The following is a 17,644-nucleotide window of genomic DNA, read 5'->3' as shown; positions in this document are numbered from 1 at the left end:
CGTTTTTTGGTTTGGGGGTTTCCCTACCTCCCCCCCCCCCCCCCCCCCCCTCTTCCGTTTGTTTTTTTTCTTCCCCCCTCTCCCTCCCCCCCCCCCCCCCCCCCCCCCCCACGGCGCTGATGGAATGAGTGTCAGGCGGCGATGTGTGCGGGCCGCCTGCCGGTCATTGCGGAGCGCAGGGCGGCTCGGGCTCGGGCGGCACCTGCGATGGCCACGTCTGCGCCCTTGTGTGCCGGGGGAGTTCGGGTGGCGAGGCCGGCGCACGGGCGGCAGATGCCCGGTCGGGGCACGGGGTCGTGGCACTTTGCGCACTCGGCGTACCGGGCCGGCGGCCGTGCGGCCGGTTGGACGGGAGGCATCTTGTGCTCCAGGCGGTGGCGGAGCACGGCGGCCGCCGAGTGCATCGGGGTGGGCAGGCCCGGCAGCAGAGCGTGGGCGAGGTCGGCGTGAGTCGCGCCGCGCTGCAGCCACTCTGCGACGAGGGGCGCGAGTTCGGTGGCTTCGGCCTCGCCCAGGCGCAGCCGGGGCTCGGAGCGGATCACCCGGAACAGGGTGGCCACCGCCTCGCGGATCTCGGGTGGTTCCTCCCCTCCTCCCTGGTCGCTTTCGCTTTCCGGGTGCGTGGGGAGGGAGGGTTCTTGCTGCCGGTTCTTTACAACATGGCTGTCTGCCGGGCCGGTTGCCGCTTCGCCGGGCGCCGGGCGGGTGGCACCCGGTGGCGCCGCGAGGTGTGGGGTGTCGTAGACGTGGGTCTCGGTGATGATCGTGCCGTCGGGCATGCGGATCTTCTCGACCCGGTAGTACCCGGCGTCGGTCAGTTCCTTCAACGCCTTGCGGATCGCGCCGCGCCCCTGCGGGCTGCTGTCGGCCATGTGCCGGCCGTCCTCGCGCCGGCCGTCGGGGCGGGAGAGGAGATCCGCGAGCAGTCCCCGGGCGGTGTAGGACAGTCGCCGGTACTGGAGGAGCGCGTTGGGTAGCACGGTGAAGTTGCGCGCGTGGGCGCTACGATGGACTCGCATTGGGAGTGTTGGCTCCTGTTGCCGGACCCCGGAGCGTTGGCGCGCTGCCGGGGTCACCTGTTTTCGATTGGATTACGGAACGTACCACGGCGCTTGACGGTGCGTGAGTTGTTCTCGATATCCAGTGAGCGACCGGTGCGCTGACGTAGGTGCCGAACTGAATGGTGGTCTGCTTCCTGTCCGGCGGGAGAGTCGATCAGTGGCGGAGTCAACCTTCGCTCGCCTTGCCGATATAGCTTGGCGACGGACCACAGCTTGGCCGCCAGACCTCTCGGGCCGAGCTCTGCGAGCGCTTGCAATGCCGTTACGCGTCTTCCCGCGTGCCACACGCCGTCCGGTGGCGTGCTGAACGGGAGCACCACGATTCCACGCGAGTTGAAGGGCGCGTAGTCGATGTATTGCATGCCGCCAGGCCCGCACAGGTAGTTGATCGAGCTGGCTGCCGAGACGAGGTCGGCAAGGCGCTCGGAGCGCCCGCGGCGGCCTGGTAGCCCGGAACTGTGGAGGATCTGCCCGGGCCAATTGAGGACGGACAGCAGAGCCCGGGTGGACTCCTCGGCAACTACGGCCGTCCGGTCCGTCTCTTTGAGGATCGCGAGGACCGGCGCGAGCACGGCTTCGACAATGGGCCAGTGCGGGCTGCGACGGTAGGCGTGATGGACCATCCCTGCCATGCGGCGGACGCTCAGCTCGGGGTCAGCGAGACGGGCCTCGCGGATGAGGCTGGCTCTCCCTGCCGGCAGGCGGGTCGGCAGGGAGAGCCACCACCAGCATTGCGCGTCGCCGAGGTCGGCGATGCGCGTGCGGTGCTGATAGTCGCGGCGGGCGAACTGGACATCGTCCAGCACCACCCAGACATCCGCCGCGAACACCTTGGCCAGGGTGCTCAAGCGGGGAAACAGGTTGGGCTGATGGACTGCGCACGTCCGGCCAGGTGGCAGGATGTCAGGACTTGATGAGCCGTGTGTCGAAGCCGGCGCGGCAGAGCCGGTCGTAAGCGGCATTGACTTCCTCCGGGACCTCCTGCTCGACGGCGAACCCGAGCTTCGGGTACTCGATCACCCGCTGCATGTCCCCGACGAGCATGTCGATGACGTGTTTCTCGTTCCCGATGATCTTCACGTAGTCGTTGAACTCCAAGGGTGCCGAGGAGCAGACCACCTCGACGTCCGGCCACAGCTTGCGGCAGGTGGCGAACGCGCGCCGCTCCATGTACGGCATCGCGATCAGCATCACGGACCGGACCTCGCGGCCGGCAGAGGCCAGCACCTCTCGCGAGAGGCTGATGTTCTGCCCGGTGTTCGTGGCGTTCGGCTCCATCAGGATCGCGGACTCCGGGACACCGAGTTCAAGAGCGTGCTCGCGGAAGTGCACGGCCTCGCCCCTGGGGAGCCGCTCCGGATGGGTGGGATTGGGGCCGCCGGTGAAGACCAGGGTTGGGAAGAGGCCCTCGTGGTACAGCTCGGCCGCGTAGACCGGCACGCCGAGATCGTGGCTGCCGAGACCGATTGCCACATCGCACGGCCGCACCTCATGGTGCATCTGGTGGTAGTCCCAGATCGCCTGGGCGTCCCGCCACTGCTCATCCGTGATCACAAGCTGAATGTCCGTCACCCGCATACTCCTTGATCATCGGGGTCCCAGAGCGGCTTGGCGGCTGTAGTCCTGCCGGATGCCCTCGATGCTCTGCAGTTGGTGACACATACCGTACTTGGCGGCGAGTTCAGCGGCCGTCGCGAGAACGGCGAGCCCGTCAGCGGCGGTGGCCGGATCGGACAGGAGGATGTGCCCGTGCGCGGTGTCGAGACGGACCTGCTGCATCGGTGAGTCGAGCGCGCTCGTTGAGCGGGCGATGCAGATGAAGTGCAGTGCTGCGGGTAGGTTGCCGGCCCCGCGGTGGGCTAGCGCGAGCTTCTGCTGGGCAACCGACCAGTCCTCGACCTCGGACAGGTTCTCGAAGTCCCGGCTGGCAGCCTGCATGATGGAGGTGGCGTAGTCGTGGTTCCCGTTCTTGCTGAGAGCGGTCCCGACCCACAAGCGCGCCCTGGCGCGGTCCCGGCGGCTGAGCCGGTCATCGGCGGCCAGCTGCTCGTATTGGCAGGCTGCGCTGTTGTGCTGCCCCGACATCTCCGTGACCACCGCGAGCGACAGTTCGATCTGGGCGATGCGGCGGGGAATGTCGAGCTGGGCGAACACCGTCCGCGCGGTGGAGTACGACTGGTGGGCCGAGGCCGATCCGAGTAGGACGCCCTGGTCTCGCCGCAGGTCTCCCACCAGCGCCGTCGAGCGTGCGAACAGGTACAGGCCCTTGTCGTCCAGGTCCTGTGCCGGCCACCGGGTCAACCACCTGGACAGCAACTGTTCCGCTACGCCGAAGTTCTGCCTGCTCAGGGCCACGACCGCCCGCTCGATGTCCTCTGCCCAGGACTCGTAGTCCCACAGGCGGGGCCCGGTCCGTAGGATGCGGGTGACCGTGCCGGGGCGTGGTTGGCCGGACAGCTCGGTTTCGAACCGCAGGTGCACGGCGGTGTCGGCCCGGGCGAGTGCGGTGTCGAGGATCGCCTGCGTATCGGGGCGTGGGCGCGTCCCAGCCCCCAGCGCTTCCCACTTGGAGATCGTTCGCTCTGCCACACCAAGGCGCTGGGCGAAGCCGCGCACGCTTAACCGGAGGGCCTTGCGTAAGGCGGTGGCCTCCAGCCCGGTCCACTCGTGCACGCTCGTCATGCTGCGGCCCTCCCTTCTGGGGCAGCCATCGAAGCACGCTCCACTGACGCGGTGCGGCGAAAGTGCAGCGGAAGTGCGACACGGCGTCATTCCAGCGGATGGTGACGAACCGTCACCATGAGGTCCTCAGCCAGTGGCGGACAGTTGCGCCGGCCACCTGGTTCCCCGACGCTGCGGAAGGTCGCGACCATGGACTCCCTGACCGAGCACCGCAACATCTCCGGCCCGCTGGTTTACGGCTACCTGCGGCTGATCGGCAGCGGGTACGAGCGGCAGTCCGCGCTCCAGGCATCGCTGCTTGAGTACTGCCGCCGACACGAGCTACACCTGTCGGGCGTTTTCACTGAACGCGAGAACCTCGGCAGTCGTGAGAGCGCCGCGTTCACCGGACTCCTGGACGCACTGGCACTGCCAGACACCTATGGCGCTGTCCTACCAGCCAGGGCCCATCTGGGCACGGGTTCCGTCGCGGCCGAGCGTCGCCGGCAGATCACCGTCCTTGGACGGCGACTTCTCATCATTCGCTCTGCGGCCGGGCTCGGTCCGGACCGCAAGTGGTCCGGACCGGCCCCCACATCACACCACCGATCTCCCTGGAGCCCGTGATGGCCGCTACCCTCCCCACGTCCTACCCGGCCCCGACGCTGTCCGGGCTGCGCAGCCCTGCCGGGGACCGCTCTCGGCGGAGTGCCCTGGCCGCCGCGGCGGCCGGCTGGACCGAATTCTGCCCGGCCGCCAGCCCTCGTATCCGCCGGGCCTCGTGACTACGGCGACCGCCGTCGAGAAACCGTCCGTTGTCCACCTGCTCTACCAGCCCGAGTCGGCCTCGGCGGCCCGCCGCCTGGTCCGCGACAAGCTGGTCGAGTGGGAGCTCGACGAGCTGATCGGCGATGCCCAGCTGATCGTCTCCGAGCTCGCGGGCAACGCCAGCAAGACCGGTTGTCTCCTCAGGATGACGGTCGAGATCACCCGGATCACCGCCACAGCGGTGCGGATCTCGGTGACCGACGGCAGCCGAGTCATGCAAGTGCTGGTCAACGCCGGCCTGAAGGCCGAGGGCGGGCGAGGCCTCGCACTCGTGCACGAGCTCACCAGAGGCCAGTGGGGCGCGACCTTGGAGCCGTTCGGCAAGACTGTTCATGCAGACCTGCGTGTGCGGGGTACGTGGTGACCGGCCAGTACCGCGATCTGGTCCACGACGCCCTGAAGGCTTTCGTGGTGCTTGAGCACCTCGCGGTGATCGGTCTGCTCGGCAGGGTGGCCCAGCACCAGCTCACCGGCGAACCTCTGCCCGCGATCGCGGCCAATCTGCCGGACACCGGAACGACCGAACAGCCACCCCCTTTTAGAGATTTCCCGCCCGGCCTCTGCCGGGTCGGGATGCGGCACCACGTGGTGCCGAGCCCTGCCGACCGACGGGGTCGGCAGGGAGAGACCCTTCGTATTCGAGGAGGAACGGATGAACGAGCTGATCCACGCCGTCGACACCGCCGACGAGGACGAGCTGACGCTGGTCCAGGTCGGCGACGCCGCCGCTCTGACCGAGGGCCAGGGCGGCGGCAGTAGCGAGGACAAGCGGCGCGCCTACAACAGCTGACCCGACATGCTGTCGCCCCCGCCACGGCGGGGGCGACAGCACCCAGTCAGGACCCGGAAGGAGTCCCGTGGTGATCTTCGGAGGCTTCAGCACCACCCGTGTCACCCCTCGTCCATACGGTTCCCGGCCGCTCGCCGAGGGCTCTCGCAGCTGGCGGCTCGGCGACGGCCCGGCCACGGTAGTCACCGCACAGAGCGGAAGGCGGCGAGTCCTGGTGCTGGGCCTGTGCGGAGCCGGCGACTTCGAGCTGTCCTGCCTGGCCGACACCCCGCTGCCTCCCGACGTGGCCTGGCGATGGCCCGGCGCCTACGCGGTCGTAGAGGAAACGGCCGACTCCGTGGTGGTGCACACCGATCCGGCTGCCACCCACCCGGTCTACGCGACGTGGTACGCGGGCGGCTGGGCCTGGTCCACCTCTGCCCGCATGCTGGCCTCGCTCACTGGTGCCGCGATCGATACCCAGCGGCTGGCGTGCGCGGTCTTCCTGCCCTCCGTCCCGGCCCTGGCCGGGACCAGGTCGTTCTTCGACGGCATCGAGCTGCTGAACCCCGGCCACCGGATCGAGCAGCCCGCCGACGGCGGATCGGTCCGCCGCCACCCGGTATGGCGCCCGGAGCCGTTGCCTGGTCGCCGTCCCGACCAGCAACTTCACGACGCGCTCACAGCGGCGGTCGCCTTGCGAACGGCAGCCGACCCGGACCTCTCCAGTGACCTCTCCGGCGGTCTGGACTCCAGCAGCGTTGCTGTCCTCGCCGCCGATTCCCTCCCGGCCGGACACCGGCTGAACGTGGTCACCGTCCATCCCGACGGTAACGAGGCCGGCGCCGACCTCCACTACGCACGGCTCGTGGCCGCCCGCAGCGGCCGGATCGACCACCACCTGCTGCCGCTGACCGGCCACCACCTGCCCTATACCGCCATCACCGAAATCCCAGCTACGGACGAGCCGCCGCCCTCGACCCTCACTCGGGCCCGCTTGACTGCCCAGTTCGTCTCGATGCGTGACGAGTTCGGCACCCGTACCCACCTGACCGGGGACGGTGGCGACAGCGTGCTGTTCCAACCACCGATCCACTTGGCCGACCTCATCCGCCACCGCCGCCTCCGCCGAGCGATGAGCGAGGCGAGCGGCTGGGCCCGCCTTCGGCACACCGGTGTGCCGCTCCTGCTCCGCGACGCCACCCGCGTGGCCTGGACCAGCCGCACCTATGCTCTGCATCGCCTCGCCGAGACCGTAGGGACCCCGGACCGCAACGGCCACGGCACAGTGACCTGGTGCCCACTCTTGCCGTTCCCCGCATGGGCGGAGCCGCCCGCCCGCCGCCTTCTGGTCCAGGCCGCACGCGAAGCCGCTGCGGCGGAGGACTCACTGACCGGCCTTGACGCCTCCGTCCGGGTACTGGTGGACGAGATCCGCGAGGTCGCCCGCACCGCGACCGCCGACGCCACCTTCGCTGCGGCCTACGGAATCTGCCTGCATAACCCGTTCCTCGATCCTGCCGTGATGGACACTGTGCTCCGGACCCCGCTGGACCAGCGCCCCGCCCTCCACCGCTACAAACCGCACCTCGTCGGCGCTATGGTCCGCTTACTGCCACCGGAACTCGCGGCTCGCACCACCAAGGGAAGTTTCGACGCCGACCACTACGCCGGGATGCGCGCCAACCTTCCGGATCTGACGAAACTGGCCGACGGGCACCTCGCCGCCCTCGGCCTCCTGCACCCCGCCCGGTTCCGCCTGCACCTGCGCCAGGCCGCAGCCGGGCTGCCGATGCCGCTCGCCACGATCGAGCAGGCCCTGGCCGCCGAGGCGTGGCTGACCGCCCACCACCGCGCCCCGGCCCCCGACTGGACCTTCGACCAGGCCAGGAGCAACCCCCATGGCTGATGTCCCCGCCTTCGCCACCGCGCCCTCCCACATCAGGGCCGTCGACTTCGGTCACGTCCTGGTCCTCGTCGACTACCGCACCGGCCGCGTCGAAGGCCTCCTCCCGGCCGCCGCCGAACACTGGAGGAAGGCTGCCCGAACGGGACGCACCGCAGACCTGCCCACGGTCCTCGCCGAGCAGCTGATGGACGCTGGGCTCCTGTCCCCCGCGGCCGTCCCAGCACCGTGGCGGTCGCCTGCCCTGGCGGCAGCCCCGGACGCAAGCTGGGGGAGCGCCGAGCACCCGGCCGGCGTTGACCGTCCCGCCTGCGCTCCGGTGAGCGCCACTCTGGCTGCTGCCAGTGCGCTCGTCGCGATCCTCGCGGTCAAGCGCACCGGCAGCCCCGGGGCCGCGATGCACCGCCTCATCCGGTCCGTCCACCGAGCCGCGTCAACCTGCCTCCACCCGGCCACCCCGAGCCAGGCGGCCGCCGCCATCCGCGCCGTCCGCCGCGCGGCCTGGCACTCTCCGGCCCGAACCGCCTGCCTGGAGGAGTCCGCCGCCGCCGTACTGCTGTTGGCTTCCCGCCGCCTCAGCATCACCTGGTGCCACGGAGTCGCCGCAGACCCGGTCCGCCTGCACGCCTGGGTGCAGACTGAGGACGGCAGCCCCGTCGCCGAGCCGCCGTCCACCCACGCCTACACGCCCGTCCTCACCCTCGGAGCCCACCATCGCCGACAGCCCTGACCCGATCATCTGGGTCCGCGACAGCACCTGCGGCCTCGGCCCCTACCGCGCCGACCTGGTCGAGACGTACTGGGGTTGGGAACAGGACCCGGCTCTCCTCGTCGGCTACGGCCGCCAGCAGCCCGAATCGTTGGAGGCTCGCACCGAAGGCATGACCGCCCAACTGCGCGGCGACAACATCCGGTTCACCGTCTACGACCTCGCCGGACAGGCGCCCGTCCCGGTCGGCGTTGTCACCCTGCTGCCCGACATGTCCGTCCGCACCGCCGAGTACGTGATCATGCTCGCCCCCGAGTCTCGCGGAAGGGGCCTGGGTGCCGCCGCGACCCGGCTCGTCCTCGACTACGGCTTCCACATCACCAACCTGCGGATGATCTGGCTCAAGGTCCTTGCCCCTAACGCGGCAGCCGTCCGCGCCTACGAGAAGGCCGGCTTCTGTGCTGTCGGCCGTCTCCGCCAAGCCGGGTACTGGCTCGGCCAGGTCTGCGACGAACTGATCATGGACGCCCTTGCTGCCGACTTCCCCGGCCCCTCGGTGATTACCCCCCTTGTGCAGTAGGCCACGCCGATCCGCTCGGTGATGCGGCGCTCGGGCGAAGGATCAAGCTCCCGGTATGGCATCGTGAGCAGGATCTGCAGCCGGCTGAGCAGTACGTCCGTGCGGCCATGAAGATTAGCGACCATCACGAGGAGCTGCTGTGATCGTCACCTCCCCCGAGTTTGCGGCTGGCCTGGCGGCCGGCGCCGAAGCCGCCGGCATCACCGGCTTCGTCGCCGCAGCAGTGATCAACCATGATGGGCGGGTCCTGCTGCTGCGCCGGAACCCGGACGACTACCTGGGCGGCTTGTGGGAGATCCCCTCCGGGAAGGTCGACGCCGGGGAGACCATCCTGGACGCCCTGCACCGCGAGACCACCGAGGAGACCGGACTGACCATCGATCGGGTCACCGGCTACCTCGGGCACTTCGACTACGAGAACAGCCGCGGCGGCACGACCCGCCAGTTCAACTTCGCCGTCACCGTGGAGAAGACCGAGCCAGTCGTCCTGACCGAGCACGACGCCTACCAGTGGGCCCAGCCCGACGCTCTGCCCGAAGTCAGCGACGCGGTCCGCAAGCTGATCACTGCCTGAGTCGGAGCTGTCACGGCTCCGCTGAGCGGCCCGCTCCTCGAATCCATCGAGGAGCGGGCCGCTTCAAGCAGGCCACAAGGATGATCCGCTCGGGCGACATCGAGCGGGGAGCTTGGTGACCTGCAGCACCTGGACGGGGATCGGCAGGTGGGTTGTGCCCGTCATGCCGGGTTTTCCTCCGGTGTTCCTGGCACGAGCGAGGGTGTCCATCCGTGCAACGGTGCCGGAGCGGCCGGGTATTGGGCGTCGGCCGCGCGCCGTGGGGCGCGCGGCCGACGTCGGTCCGCCCGTCGGTGCGACTACGGGGAGGTATGGGTGGAGCCTTCGTGGGCATCGGCGCGCGCTCCGGATCGTCGCGTGATGCGGATGGGTGGCTACAGTCGTCGCCGTGAGCGACTCCCAAGTCCACGAAGTCGTGGCGCAGCCCCGTACCGCCGCTGGCGTGCTCTTCTTCGACGAGGACGACCGCGTCCTTCTCGTGAAGCCGACGTACAAGCCCGGCTGGGAGATCCCCGGCGGTTACCTGCACGCCGGCGAGACCCCGAGCGAGGGCGCGGCCCGTGAGGTCAAGGAGGAGCTCGGCATCACGCCGCCGGTCGGCCGCCTTCTCGTCGCCGACTGGGCGCCCCACCCCACCGAGGGCGACAAGCTCCTCTTCGTCTTCGACGGCGGCGTTCTCCCGGCCGACGAGCTGGGCAGTATCACCGTCGACCAGGTGGAGATCGGCGAGTACGCCTTCCACACCACGGACCAGCTTGACGAGCTGCTCATCCCGCGCCTCGCGCGCCGCGTCCACGCCGCCTGCGCGGCCAGGACTCAGTCCGAGACCGTCTACCTGGAGCACGGAGCGACCCGTATGTAGGGCCATGCCACACGGTGCATGCCAGCTGTCTTGCCCCCTGGAGGAGCACAGTGACACAGCAGACTGCGGAGGAACGCCCGGGTGTTGCCGCCGCGATCGTGGTCCAGGAGCAACGCGTTCTGATGGTGCGGCGACGGGTCAGTGAGGGCCAGCTCTCCTGGCAGTTTCCGGCGGGCGAGATCGAGGCGGGCGAATCCCCCGAGGAAGCGGCCGTCCGCGAGACGGCGGAGGAGACCGGGCTGGTCGTGGCCGCGGTCAAGCTGTTGGGCGAGCGAGTGCATCCGAAGACTGGTCGGTTGATGTCATACACGGCCTGCGAGGTCGTCAGCGGTGCCGCCGAGGTGGTGGACACGGACGAGCTGGATGCTCTGGCGTGGGTGGCTCTCTGCGAGATCCCCGAGTACGTGCCGTACGGGCTCTTCGGGCCGGTGCAGGCGTACTTGGATATCGTGCTGAGTTTCTTGACCGGCTGGCTCTACGGGCGGCACCCTGAGGGCCGTCCACAGAGCCAGCCGTCACAGCGCCACGCCGCCAGGCCCGGGGCGGGCACCCGCCGGGAGGGCGGGTGGGGGGTGGATGGTGGTGAACGGCGGTGGAGCTGCTCGACGGAGCGGATGATGCGCGGGTGTCCACCCCGTGGCGGAGACGGCGCTGCCCGGGACTTCCGAAGGGAAGTGCCGGGCAGCGCCGCACGCCGGGCGGGGTCAGGCCGTGCGCTTGGGCTTGCGGGCGACGGTGACGGCCAGGGCGGTGCAGAGGAGGGCGGCGACGGTGGCGAAGCCGCTGACGGCGGGGAGCAGGCCGTAGCTCCTGACCAGGGCGCCGACGGCGACGATGGGCAGGGAGCTGCCGAGGTAGACGATGACCCAGAGGGCGGAGAGCTCGGAGCCCCGGCGTTCGGGGTTCAGTGCGGCGACGGCGGTGGTGAAGAGGGAGCGGAAGGCCACGCCCTGGCAAATGCCGCCGAGGACGCTGCCGATAAAGAGCAGTGCCGGGGTGCCGGTGTAGCCGGCGGCGACGACGAGGCCCAGGCCGGCGGCCAGTCCGGTCATGCCGAGGGCGATGACCTTGCGGTCGGCGGTCGGCGGGACGATCAGCTGGGCGGCGGCCGAGGAGCCGAGCAGCAGGGCCGCGACCACGGCGCCGGTCAGGTGCGAGGGGGTGTTCAGCAGCGTGGCGGAGAAGGCCGGCGCCAGGCTGAGGTAGACGCCGAAGACCGCGTAGGAGATGAAGCCGGCCGAGGCGGCGAGCAGGAACTCGCGGCGTCCGGCCCGGGGCAGCCGCAGGCGCTGGGGGCGCAGGTGGGCCGGGGTGGTGATGCGCGGCGGGGAGGCCGGCGGGCGGTTGCGGCCGGGCATCCGGGGGTGGACCAGGGCGAGCGGCACGCAGAGCGCGAGGAGCGCGATGGCGTGCAGGAGGAACGGCGTCAGCAGCGGCTCGGAGCCGCCGGAGAGCAGGGCGCCGACGATCGGGCCGAGGGCGACGCCACCGGCCGAGCAGGCCAGGGTCAGCTTGGCGGCCAGCGTCGGGTGGTCGGGCAGCAGGTCGCCGAGGGCGGCTCCGGCGGCGCCGGTGGACAGGCCGACGGCGACGCCCTGGACGGCGCGTCCGAGGGCGAGCTGCCAGAAGCTGCCGGAGGTGGCGAAGACGACGTCGCCGGCGGCGGCCAGGGCGACGGCGGGCAGGATCAGGGCGCGGCGGCCGAGGTGGTCGGACCAGTGGCCGACGATGGCCAGCACCGGGACCAGGGCGAAGACGTAGACCGTGAACAGGATCGTGGTGTCGAGCGGGCCGAGCCCGAGGCGCTGCTGGAGGAGCGGGTAGATCGGCGTCGCCAGGTTGGCGCCGATCAGCATCAGCAGCAGGGCGGCGGCCACCAGGCCGACGCGGACTCCGCGCAGGGCGTTCCAGCGGCTGATCGCGGAGAGCTGGAGCTGGGCGCGCGGCGCGAGCTCCAGGGGGAGCAGGGCCTCCGACAGTCGGCGTCCGTCGAGCTGCGCGGTGCGCAGGCCGGAGCCGGCGGGGGAGAGGTCCGCCATGTGAGGGGTCTCCTGTGGCAGGGCACCACCGGGGTCGGCGGGGTGTGCCGGCGCACCCGTCCTGAGGCGCTGTGGTGGTGGCCGCGGTGCGGGGCTCCCTGGTGGAGCGGATGAGCTGTGACGAGAGGTGGGCTTCGTTGCCCGGCGGTCCGCGCGGGGTGTGCGCGGGTACCAGAGCGAAGGATAAACGGTGGGCGCACGGATGCGGCGCGCGCCCCTGTGAGCGCCCCCGGAGGCCGGGCATCGCGGGTGCCCGACCTATACGCTGAGGTGGTAGATCGGTACGCGGAGCTGTTTGGGCTGACCGCTGGCTGAGGGAGAGCGCAAACGATGGCCGGACGACGTCGGAAGAACGCCGGGGCTGCGGGGGGAGAGGGTGCGGCCGAGGCGGTCCTGCCCGCCGACCTGGAGCTGCAGGACCTCTACGGGGCGTTCGCCGCGCACGGTCTGGACGACGAGGACCTGGACGACGCGGCCGTGCTGGTCCCGCCGGTCAAGCTGCCCTCCGAGGAGGAGCTGGCCGAGCAGGCGAAGGCCGTCCCGATGTTCGGGTACGCGCTGGCGCTGGCCCGCTGGGCCGCCCCGCACCGGGCGGTGGACGAGTTCGGCGACCTGGTGGAGGAGGACCGGGCCCCCGCGGCGCGCCTGCTGGGCCTGGCGCCGGCCGAGGGCGAGGTGCCCGAGGAGACCGAGGTCGAGGCGCTGCGGGCCTGGTCACTGGCCTGCGACCTGGACCTGGTGGAGCTCGGCACGACCGCGGAGGGCGAGCACATCGCCGTCCCGGGCCCGGACCTGGAGCCCGCCGAGCAGGGCGACCCGGAGACCGTCCTGGAGCTGTGGCTGACCGCCGCCGGGATCGTCCGGGAGCTGGCCGTGGAGGCCGACTCACTGCCCGAGGAGGACGGCGAGGCGGCGGGCGGAGCGGACGAGGAGGACGAGGACGGCCTGAACGAGGTCGAGGAGGCCCGGGACGAGGCCGCCGAGCTGCTGGACGAGGCGCTGCAGGTGCTCTACGAGACCACCGCCTTCGCCGAGCCGGGCAACGAGACCGTCCCGCTGGGCGTGCTCGCCGCGCTGCTGGTCGTGCCGGAGGGCGAGGAGCCGAGCGAGGAGCTGCTCGGCGACATCACCGACGTGATGGTCGCGCTGGACCCGATGCTGGGCGACCTCGCCGAACTGGGCCTGCTGGACTACCGCCCGATCGACCCCGAGCTGTTCGACGAGGAGGAGGGCGACGAGCCCGTCGTCGTGGGCGAGGAGCCGCTGGACGAGGAGGAGTCGGCCCGCTTCGGCCTGGTCCGGCTCACCCCGCTCGGCCAGTACGGCATCCGGCAGTGGCTGCTGGAGGACGGCTACGACGCGCCGCTGGTCGGCGAACTGGCCCAGGGCGACGCGGTCGAGCTGCTGCGCGGGCTGTGCGAGTCGGCCAACGTGCTGCCGGAGGAGGAGCTGCGGGTGTGGACGGCCGACCGGGAGCCGGTGCCGGCGGCGCGCGAGCTGCTCGCGGCGGCGCGGGGCAGCGACGCGTACGGCCCGCTGCGGCGGATGCTCTGCGTCTCGGGGCTCGACATGCTGGGCCCGGACGCCGAGCCCGCCGTCCGGGAGGTGCTGGACGATCCGGAGCTGGGCGGTGCGGCGCGGGCCTGGCTGACCGCGCGGGGCGCGCAGGACGTGCCGGCGCCGGAGCGGGCGATGATGCTGTGGACGGTGGTCGACACCTTCGCCGCCCAGCTGCTGGACAACGGCGGGGACGCCGAGCTGCTGCGCGACCTGGTCACCGACCTGCCGGTGAAGGGCGACCCGGCGACCTGGTTCGGCGAGCTGTGGCGGGTCGACCACCCGTACACGGCGGACGTCCTGGAGGCGATCGGGGAACTGCACCTGGACCGCGCGGTGGCCAAGGAGGCGCGCAAGGCGGCCTTCAAGGCGCGTTCGAAGAACTAGGGGGAGGACGAAGGGCGCGGGCGCGGGTCAGGGGAGGTCCAGGGAGCCGTCCTCGGTGAAGGGGACGAAGGGGTTGTGGGCCAGCTCCCAGAGGTGGCCGTCCGGGTCCTCGAAGTAGCCGGAGTAACCGCCCCAGCTCGTCGCGGCCGGCGGCTTGACCACCACGGCGCCGGCCCCGACGGCCGTCGTCATCGCGGCGTCCACCAGCGCGGGGGACTCCAGGTTCACCGCGAGGGTGACGCCGCGGAACGACGGCTCGCCGGTGGCCGGCACGCCCGCGTCGGCGGCCAGCTCGTCGGTGGGGAAGAGGCCGAGCGCCGAGTCGGCGGTGCGGAACCAGACGATCTCCGGGCTGGAGGCGGCGGAGCGCCGCCAGCCGAGGCCCTCGTAGAAGCGGGCGCTGCGGTCGAGGTCGGTGACGCCGAGCGTGACGATGCTGATCCTGGCGGGGAGGCCGTTCGGGGCCGTGCCGTCCGTGGCGGTGCTGTTCTGTGCTGTCATGCCGCCAGGTTAGGGAGGGCGGCTGACAACCGGGCGTCCTGACACGGCCACCGCCTCCGACCGGCAGTCGAGCTGATGACCCGGCAGCGGCGGCCACGTAAGGTGGCGTCAGCGGTGCGGGCGCGAGGAGTCGGGGGTGCGGCACAGGATGATGCGCGAGAGCGGCGGCAGGCACCAGGAGTGGAACACCGGGCCCGGGGGCCCAGCGCCGGTGCCCGGCCGGCCGGGCCAGGAGGATCGTTTCGCCGGTCGTCTCGCGGACCAGGTCACGGGTCAGGTCCCGGGTGACGTCGCGGGGCAGGCCGCGAGAGAGGTCGCGGGTCAGGTCGCGGACCAGGCCGCGGACCAGGCCGCGAGTGAGGTCGCGGGGCAGGCCATGGACACGGTCGCGGACCAGCTCGCCGACCAGTTCGCCGTCCAGGAGGACTTCTCCCGCCGGGCCCTGGCCGCGGTCGACTTCCCGGTGTACGGCGTGGTCGACGGGCCGGCCCGCACCGGTGAGGCGCTGGCGGCCTTCGAGACCGCCGGCGGCGCGCTGCGCTGGGTCGAGGTGCAGTGCGGCGACTGGCGCTCCGCCGCGGGCCCGTACGTGACCGTGCGCACCTACCGGCCGGGGGCCGAGCAGTGCGAGCCGCTGCCCGAGCTGGAGGACGTGGTCGAGGACGAACGGGACCGGGTCTACGAGCAGTTGGGCCTGGACGAGGGCGACGGCCCGGGCCGGGTGCGGGCGCTGCGCGCGTGGATCACGGTGGACGGCGAGCCGTGCGCGGTGGAGGTGCACGAGGACCGGCCGGAGCTGCGGCCGGGGGCTGCGGCCGACGGGCCCGAGCCGGTGTGGGCCGGGCGGCTGCGGGTCGGCGGGCTGACCGTGACGGTCTGCGGCCGCGGGGTGGCCCCCGGCGCCGTGGAGCTCGGCGGGATCGGCGACTTCGAGCGGTACCTGCGCGGGCGCACCGACCTGCTGCGCGACCTCGCCTCCCGGCAGGCCCGGTACGTCCCGGTGGAGGAGCGCGAGCTGCCGCCCGTCGTCGGGCTGGAGGCGCACCGGTCGCTGATCGCGCAGAGCATCGCCGAGACCGCCGCGATAGAGGCGCAGGTCCGGGCCGGGCGCACGCCGCGGCTGCCGCGCGGGCTGCGCGGGGACGCCTGCGCGGTGCGCTGGGAGGCGGCGGTGCGCCAGCAGATGCGGTTGGCCACCGAGACCCGGGAGGAGGCCGCGGCGGCCGTGACCGCGATGGTCAACCACCTCAACCGGCTGTCCCAGCAGACGCATTGGCTGGTCGGGACGGCGGAGGGCGAGGCGGCCGTCGAGGAGGTCGTCCGGTACACGGTGTTCGCGAGCGAGGTGGCGAGCCTGCCGGCCCAGCGGGCCTGGGCGCAGCTGTGGCGGGAGCGGCCGGGCGGCGGCGGGGCCGAGGTGTGGGAGGAGCACCGGCTGGCCGAGCAGTTGTGGCTGGCGGCCTGGGAGCAGTGGCGGTCGGCGCGGCGCTGACGCGTCGCCGGCGGGGCGCCCGCGCGGTGCGGGAATGCGCGGCGAGGCTGACGGCGACTTGGCAAAGCGGAGGTCATGCGTCGGTCATCGGTCGGCAAATGGCCGCCCGGACGTGAGGTGCGCGTCATCCCGGGTTCACCCGCCCGGCGGAGCCTGCTGGGCGTCGGCATCCCGCCCCGACGCCCGCGCCCAACCCTTCAGGAGTTGCTGCCATGTCGCTGTCCCGCCGGGACTTCGTCAACCGTTCCACCGTCGTCGGGGCCGGTGTGCTGATCGCCGGCAGTGCCGAGGCCCTGGCCAGCGCCCCCGGTGCGATCGCCGCCCCGGCCGGCGGCGAGGCGCCGGTCGCTCCGGCCGCCGGGACCAACGCGGCCGGTGGCACCGCCGTTGGCTACGGCGCGCTGGTGCAGGACCCGGCCGGGCTGCTGTCCCTGCCCAAGGGCTTCTCGTACAAGGTCCTGAACCGGGCCGGCGTCACCCGGCTGCGCACCGGCGAGTTCACCCCGAGCAATCACGACGGCACCTCCGCCTTCGAGGACGAGCGCGGCGGCAACTACCTGGTCGTCAACCACGAGCTGTCCGGCGCCCGCGCCAACTGGCCGCACCCCGTGCCGCTGACCGAGGGCCACGTCTACGACCCGGGCGCGGCCGGCGGCTGCACCATCGTGCACGCCAAGCGGGACGGCTCGGTCGAGCAGTGGGTCGGCATCGCCGGCACCGCCACCAACTGCGCCGGCGGCATCACCCCGTGGGGCACCTGGCTGTCCGGCGAGGAGACCGAGGACAAGGCCGGCAAGAACGGGTTCACCAAGGACCACGGGTACGTCTTCGAGGTCGACCCGTTCGACGACGACTACAACCGCGACCCGCAGCCGATCAAGGCGTTCGGCCGCTACGCGCACGAGGCCGTGGTCGTCGACCCCAAGCGCGGCCAGGTCTACCTGACCGAGGACGCCTCGAACCCCAACGGCCTGCTGTTCCGCTGGACCCCGCCGGCCGGCTTCACGCACGGCCGCTACCAGCTGCGCAAGCTGGCCGCCGACGCCGGCGTGCTGGAGGCCTTCAAGGTCTTCGACGCGCAGGGCAAGTTCGTCGACGACCTCTCCCGCGCCACCAAGGTCGGCACCACCTACGGGGTGGACTGGGTCAAGGTCCAGGACCGCGACGCCAGGACCGTCTCGGTGCGCAAGCAGTTCAAGGACGGCGAGGTCAGCCGCGCCCGCAAGCTGGAGGGCATGTGGTGGGGTGACGGCGGCTTCTACTTCGTCTCCAGCTACGCCCGTTCGGAGAGCCCGCTGCAGCACGACGGCCAGGTGTGGTTCTACAACCCGGCCCGCCGCACCATCACCCTGAAGGTCCTGCTGGGCGTCAACACCGACGTCTGGGGCGACCACGACAACTTCGACGGACCGGACAACATCACCGTCTCGCCGTACGGCGGCATCGTGATCTGCGAGGACGGCGAGGGCGTCTCGCACCTGTTCGGCGCCACCGAGGACGGGCTGGTCTACCCGATCGCCCGCAACGAGCTGAACATCGGCACCGCCGAGAAGCCCGAGTTCAGCGAGTTCACCGGGGTGACCTTCTCGGACGACGGCAGGACCCTGTTCGCCAACATCCAGACCCCGGGCATCCAGGTGGCTGTCACCGGCCCGTGGCACCGGCTGAACGAGCACAAGCGCGGCCAGGGCTACGGCGCGTGACCCTACGGTGTGCCC

The 17,644-nt window shown here is 71.6% G+C and carries 17 protein-coding genes and 1 pseudogene; 12 read left to right on the top strand and 6 right to left on the bottom strand.

Translation table 11 applies throughout. The annotated features are described in order from the left end of the window. Positions 1–131 precede the first annotated feature (131 nt). The 4 genes from ACZ6Y7_RS20125 to ACZ6Y7_RS20110 form a co-directional block, all read right to left on the bottom strand. A complete protein-coding gene (locus ACZ6Y7_RS20125; protein WP_465759255.1) occupies positions 132–872 on the bottom strand; it encodes a hypothetical protein in 741 nt (246 codons plus the stop codon). 200 nt (positions 873–1,072) lie between these two features. Then, a complete protein-coding gene (locus tag ACZ6Y7_RS20120; RefSeq protein ID WP_465759254.1) occupies positions 1,073–2,023 on the bottom strand; it encodes a WbqC family protein in 951 nt (316 codons plus the stop codon). After that, the gene (locus tag ACZ6Y7_RS20115; protein WP_465759253.1) at positions 1,965–2,639 is read right to left on the bottom strand and encodes a YdcF family protein; all 675 of its coding nucleotides are present in this window, start codon (positions 2,637–2,639) and stop codon (positions 1,965–1,967) included. The genes ACZ6Y7_RS20120 and ACZ6Y7_RS20115 overlap by 59 nt, the downstream gene beginning before the upstream one ends. A gap of 9 nt (positions 2,640–2,648) precedes the next feature. After that, complete coding sequence (locus ACZ6Y7_RS20110) at positions 2,649–3,743, bottom strand: helix-turn-helix domain-containing protein (RefSeq protein ID WP_465759252.1); 1,095 nt, start codon at positions 3,741–3,743, stop codon at positions 2,649–2,651. Between the two features lie 189 nt (positions 3,744–3,932). On the opposite strand from ACZ6Y7_RS20110, the gene ACZ6Y7_RS20105 reads away from it, so the two are divergent. The 9 genes and pseudogenes from ACZ6Y7_RS20105 to ACZ6Y7_RS20065 all read left to right on the top strand — a co-directional run. After that, positions 3,933–4,349 (top strand): hypothetical protein, encoded by a 417-nt coding sequence (locus ACZ6Y7_RS20105; RefSeq protein ID WP_465759251.1) that lies wholly within the window; start codon positions 3,933–3,935, stop codon positions 4,347–4,349. Positions 4,350–4,503: 154 nt separating this feature from the next. Continuing rightward, positions 4,504–4,914 carry an ATP-binding protein gene (locus tag ACZ6Y7_RS20100; protein WP_465759250.1) on the top strand — a complete coding sequence of 137 codons (411 nt, stop codon included), beginning with the start codon at positions 4,504–4,506 and terminating at the stop codon, positions 4,912–4,914. Positions 4,915–5,202: 288 nt separating this feature from the next. Further along, complete coding sequence (locus ACZ6Y7_RS20095) at positions 5,203–5,340, top strand: albusnodin family lasso peptide (protein WP_465759249.1); 138 nt, start codon at positions 5,203–5,205, stop codon at positions 5,338–5,340. A gap of 67 nt (positions 5,341–5,407) precedes the next feature. Then, a complete protein-coding gene (locus tag ACZ6Y7_RS20090) occupies positions 5,408–7,228 on the top strand; it encodes an albusnodin/ikarugamycin family macrolactam cyclase (RefSeq protein WP_465759248.1) in 1,821 nt (606 codons plus the stop codon). Beyond that, entirely contained in the window at positions 7,221–7,955 is a 735-nt protein-coding gene (locus tag ACZ6Y7_RS20085) for a lasso peptide biosynthesis B2 protein (RefSeq protein ID WP_465759247.1), read from the top strand. Before ACZ6Y7_RS20090 ends, ACZ6Y7_RS20085 begins: the two co-directional genes overlap by 8 nt. Beyond that, a complete protein-coding gene (locus ACZ6Y7_RS20080; protein WP_465759393.1) occupies positions 7,864–8,514 on the top strand; it encodes a GNAT family N-acetyltransferase in 651 nt (216 codons plus the stop codon). The genes ACZ6Y7_RS20085 and ACZ6Y7_RS20080 overlap by 92 nt, the downstream gene beginning before the upstream one ends. Positions 8,515–8,653: 139 nt before the next feature. Continuing rightward, a complete protein-coding gene (locus ACZ6Y7_RS20075) occupies positions 8,654–9,088 on the top strand; it encodes an NUDIX hydrolase (RefSeq protein WP_465759246.1) in 435 nt (144 codons plus the stop codon). A gap of 388 nt (positions 9,089–9,476) precedes the next feature. Further along, entirely contained in the window at positions 9,477–9,950 is a 474-nt protein-coding gene (locus ACZ6Y7_RS20070) for an NUDIX domain-containing protein (protein ID WP_465759245.1), read from the top strand. 50 nt (positions 9,951–10,000) lie between these two features. Then, positions 10,001–10,408: pseudogene (locus ACZ6Y7_RS20065) on the top strand (NUDIX hydrolase); the annotation flags it as partial. A 246-nt stretch (positions 10,409–10,654) separates the two neighbouring features. Here ACZ6Y7_RS20065 and ACZ6Y7_RS20060 read toward each other — a convergent pair. After that, complete coding sequence (locus ACZ6Y7_RS20060; RefSeq protein ID WP_465759244.1) at positions 10,655–11,989, bottom strand: MFS transporter; 1,335 nt, start codon at positions 11,987–11,989, stop codon at positions 10,655–10,657. A gap of 330 nt (positions 11,990–12,319) precedes the next feature. On the opposite strand from ACZ6Y7_RS20060, the gene ACZ6Y7_RS20055 reads away from it, so the two are divergent. Next, positions 12,320–13,933: a hypothetical protein gene (locus ACZ6Y7_RS20055; RefSeq protein WP_465759243.1), complete on the top strand. Its 1,614-nt coding sequence runs from the start codon at positions 12,320–12,322 to the stop codon at positions 13,931–13,933. 27 nt (positions 13,934–13,960) lie between these two features. On the opposite strand, the gene ACZ6Y7_RS20050 is transcribed toward ACZ6Y7_RS20055, so the two are convergent. Continuing rightward, a complete protein-coding gene (locus ACZ6Y7_RS20050; protein WP_465759242.1) occupies positions 13,961–14,434 on the bottom strand; it encodes a VOC family protein in 474 nt (157 codons plus the stop codon). Positions 14,435–14,810: 376 nt separating this feature from the next. On the opposite strand from ACZ6Y7_RS20050, the gene ACZ6Y7_RS20045 reads away from it, so the two are divergent. Further along, complete coding sequence (locus ACZ6Y7_RS20045) at positions 14,811–15,926, top strand: hypothetical protein (protein WP_465759241.1); 1,116 nt, start codon at positions 14,811–14,813, stop codon at positions 15,924–15,926. 212 nt (positions 15,927–16,138) lie between these two features. Beyond that, entirely contained in the window at positions 16,139–17,629 is a 1,491-nt protein-coding gene (locus ACZ6Y7_RS20040) for an alkaline phosphatase PhoX (RefSeq protein ID WP_465759240.1), read from the top strand. Positions 17,630–17,644 lie beyond the last annotated feature (15 nt).

The organism is Kitasatospora sp. NPDC053308, assembly GCF_055585785.1.
Note: the sequence above shows the minus strand (reverse complement) of the source record. Positions and strands in the feature narration are given on the sequence as shown.

What these genes read in the sequence shown, in the direction of transcription:
- ACZ6Y7_RS20125 (WP_465759255.1), bottom strand. Translation starts at nt 872, where the DNA reads ATGGCCGACAGCAGCCCGCAGGGGCGCGGCGCGATCCGCAAGGCGTTG.
- ACZ6Y7_RS20120 (WP_465759254.1), bottom strand. Translation starts at nt 2,023, where the DNA reads ATGCCGCTTACGACCGGCTCTGCCGCGCCGGCTTCGACACACGGCTCA.
- ACZ6Y7_RS20115 (WP_465759253.1), bottom strand. Translation starts at nt 2,639, where the DNA reads ATGCGGGTGACGGACATTCAGCTTGTGATCACGGATGAGCAGTGGCGG.
- ACZ6Y7_RS20110 (WP_465759252.1), bottom strand. Translation starts at nt 3,743, where the DNA reads ATGACGAGCGTGCACGAGTGGACCGGGCTGGAGGCCACCGCCTTACGC.
- ACZ6Y7_RS20105 (WP_465759251.1), top strand. Translation starts at nt 3,933, where the DNA reads ATGGACTCCCTGACCGAGCACCGCAACATCTCCGGCCCGCTGGTTTAC.
- ACZ6Y7_RS20095 (WP_465759249.1), top strand. Translation starts at nt 5,203, where the DNA reads ATGAACGAGCTGATCCACGCCGTCGACACCGCCGACGAGGACGAGCTG.
- ACZ6Y7_RS20085 (WP_465759247.1), top strand. Translation starts at nt 7,221, where the DNA reads ATGGCTGATGTCCCCGCCTTCGCCACCGCGCCCTCCCACATCAGGGCC.
- ACZ6Y7_RS20060 (WP_465759244.1), bottom strand. Translation starts at nt 11,989, where the DNA reads ATGGCGGACCTCTCCCCCGCCGGCTCCGGCCTGCGCACCGCGCAGCTC.
- ACZ6Y7_RS20055 (WP_465759243.1), top strand. Translation starts at nt 12,320, where the DNA reads ATGGCCGGACGACGTCGGAAGAACGCCGGGGCTGCGGGGGGAGAGGGT.
- ACZ6Y7_RS20050 (WP_465759242.1), bottom strand. Translation starts at nt 14,434, where the DNA reads ATGACAGCACAGAACAGCACCGCCACGGACGGCACGGCCCCGAACGGC.
- ACZ6Y7_RS20045 (WP_465759241.1), top strand. Translation starts at nt 14,811, where the DNA reads ATGGACACGGTCGCGGACCAGCTCGCCGACCAGTTCGCCGTCCAGGAG.
- ACZ6Y7_RS20040 (WP_465759240.1), top strand. Translation starts at nt 16,139, where the DNA reads ATGTCGCTGTCCCGCCGGGACTTCGTCAACCGTTCCACCGTCGTCGGG.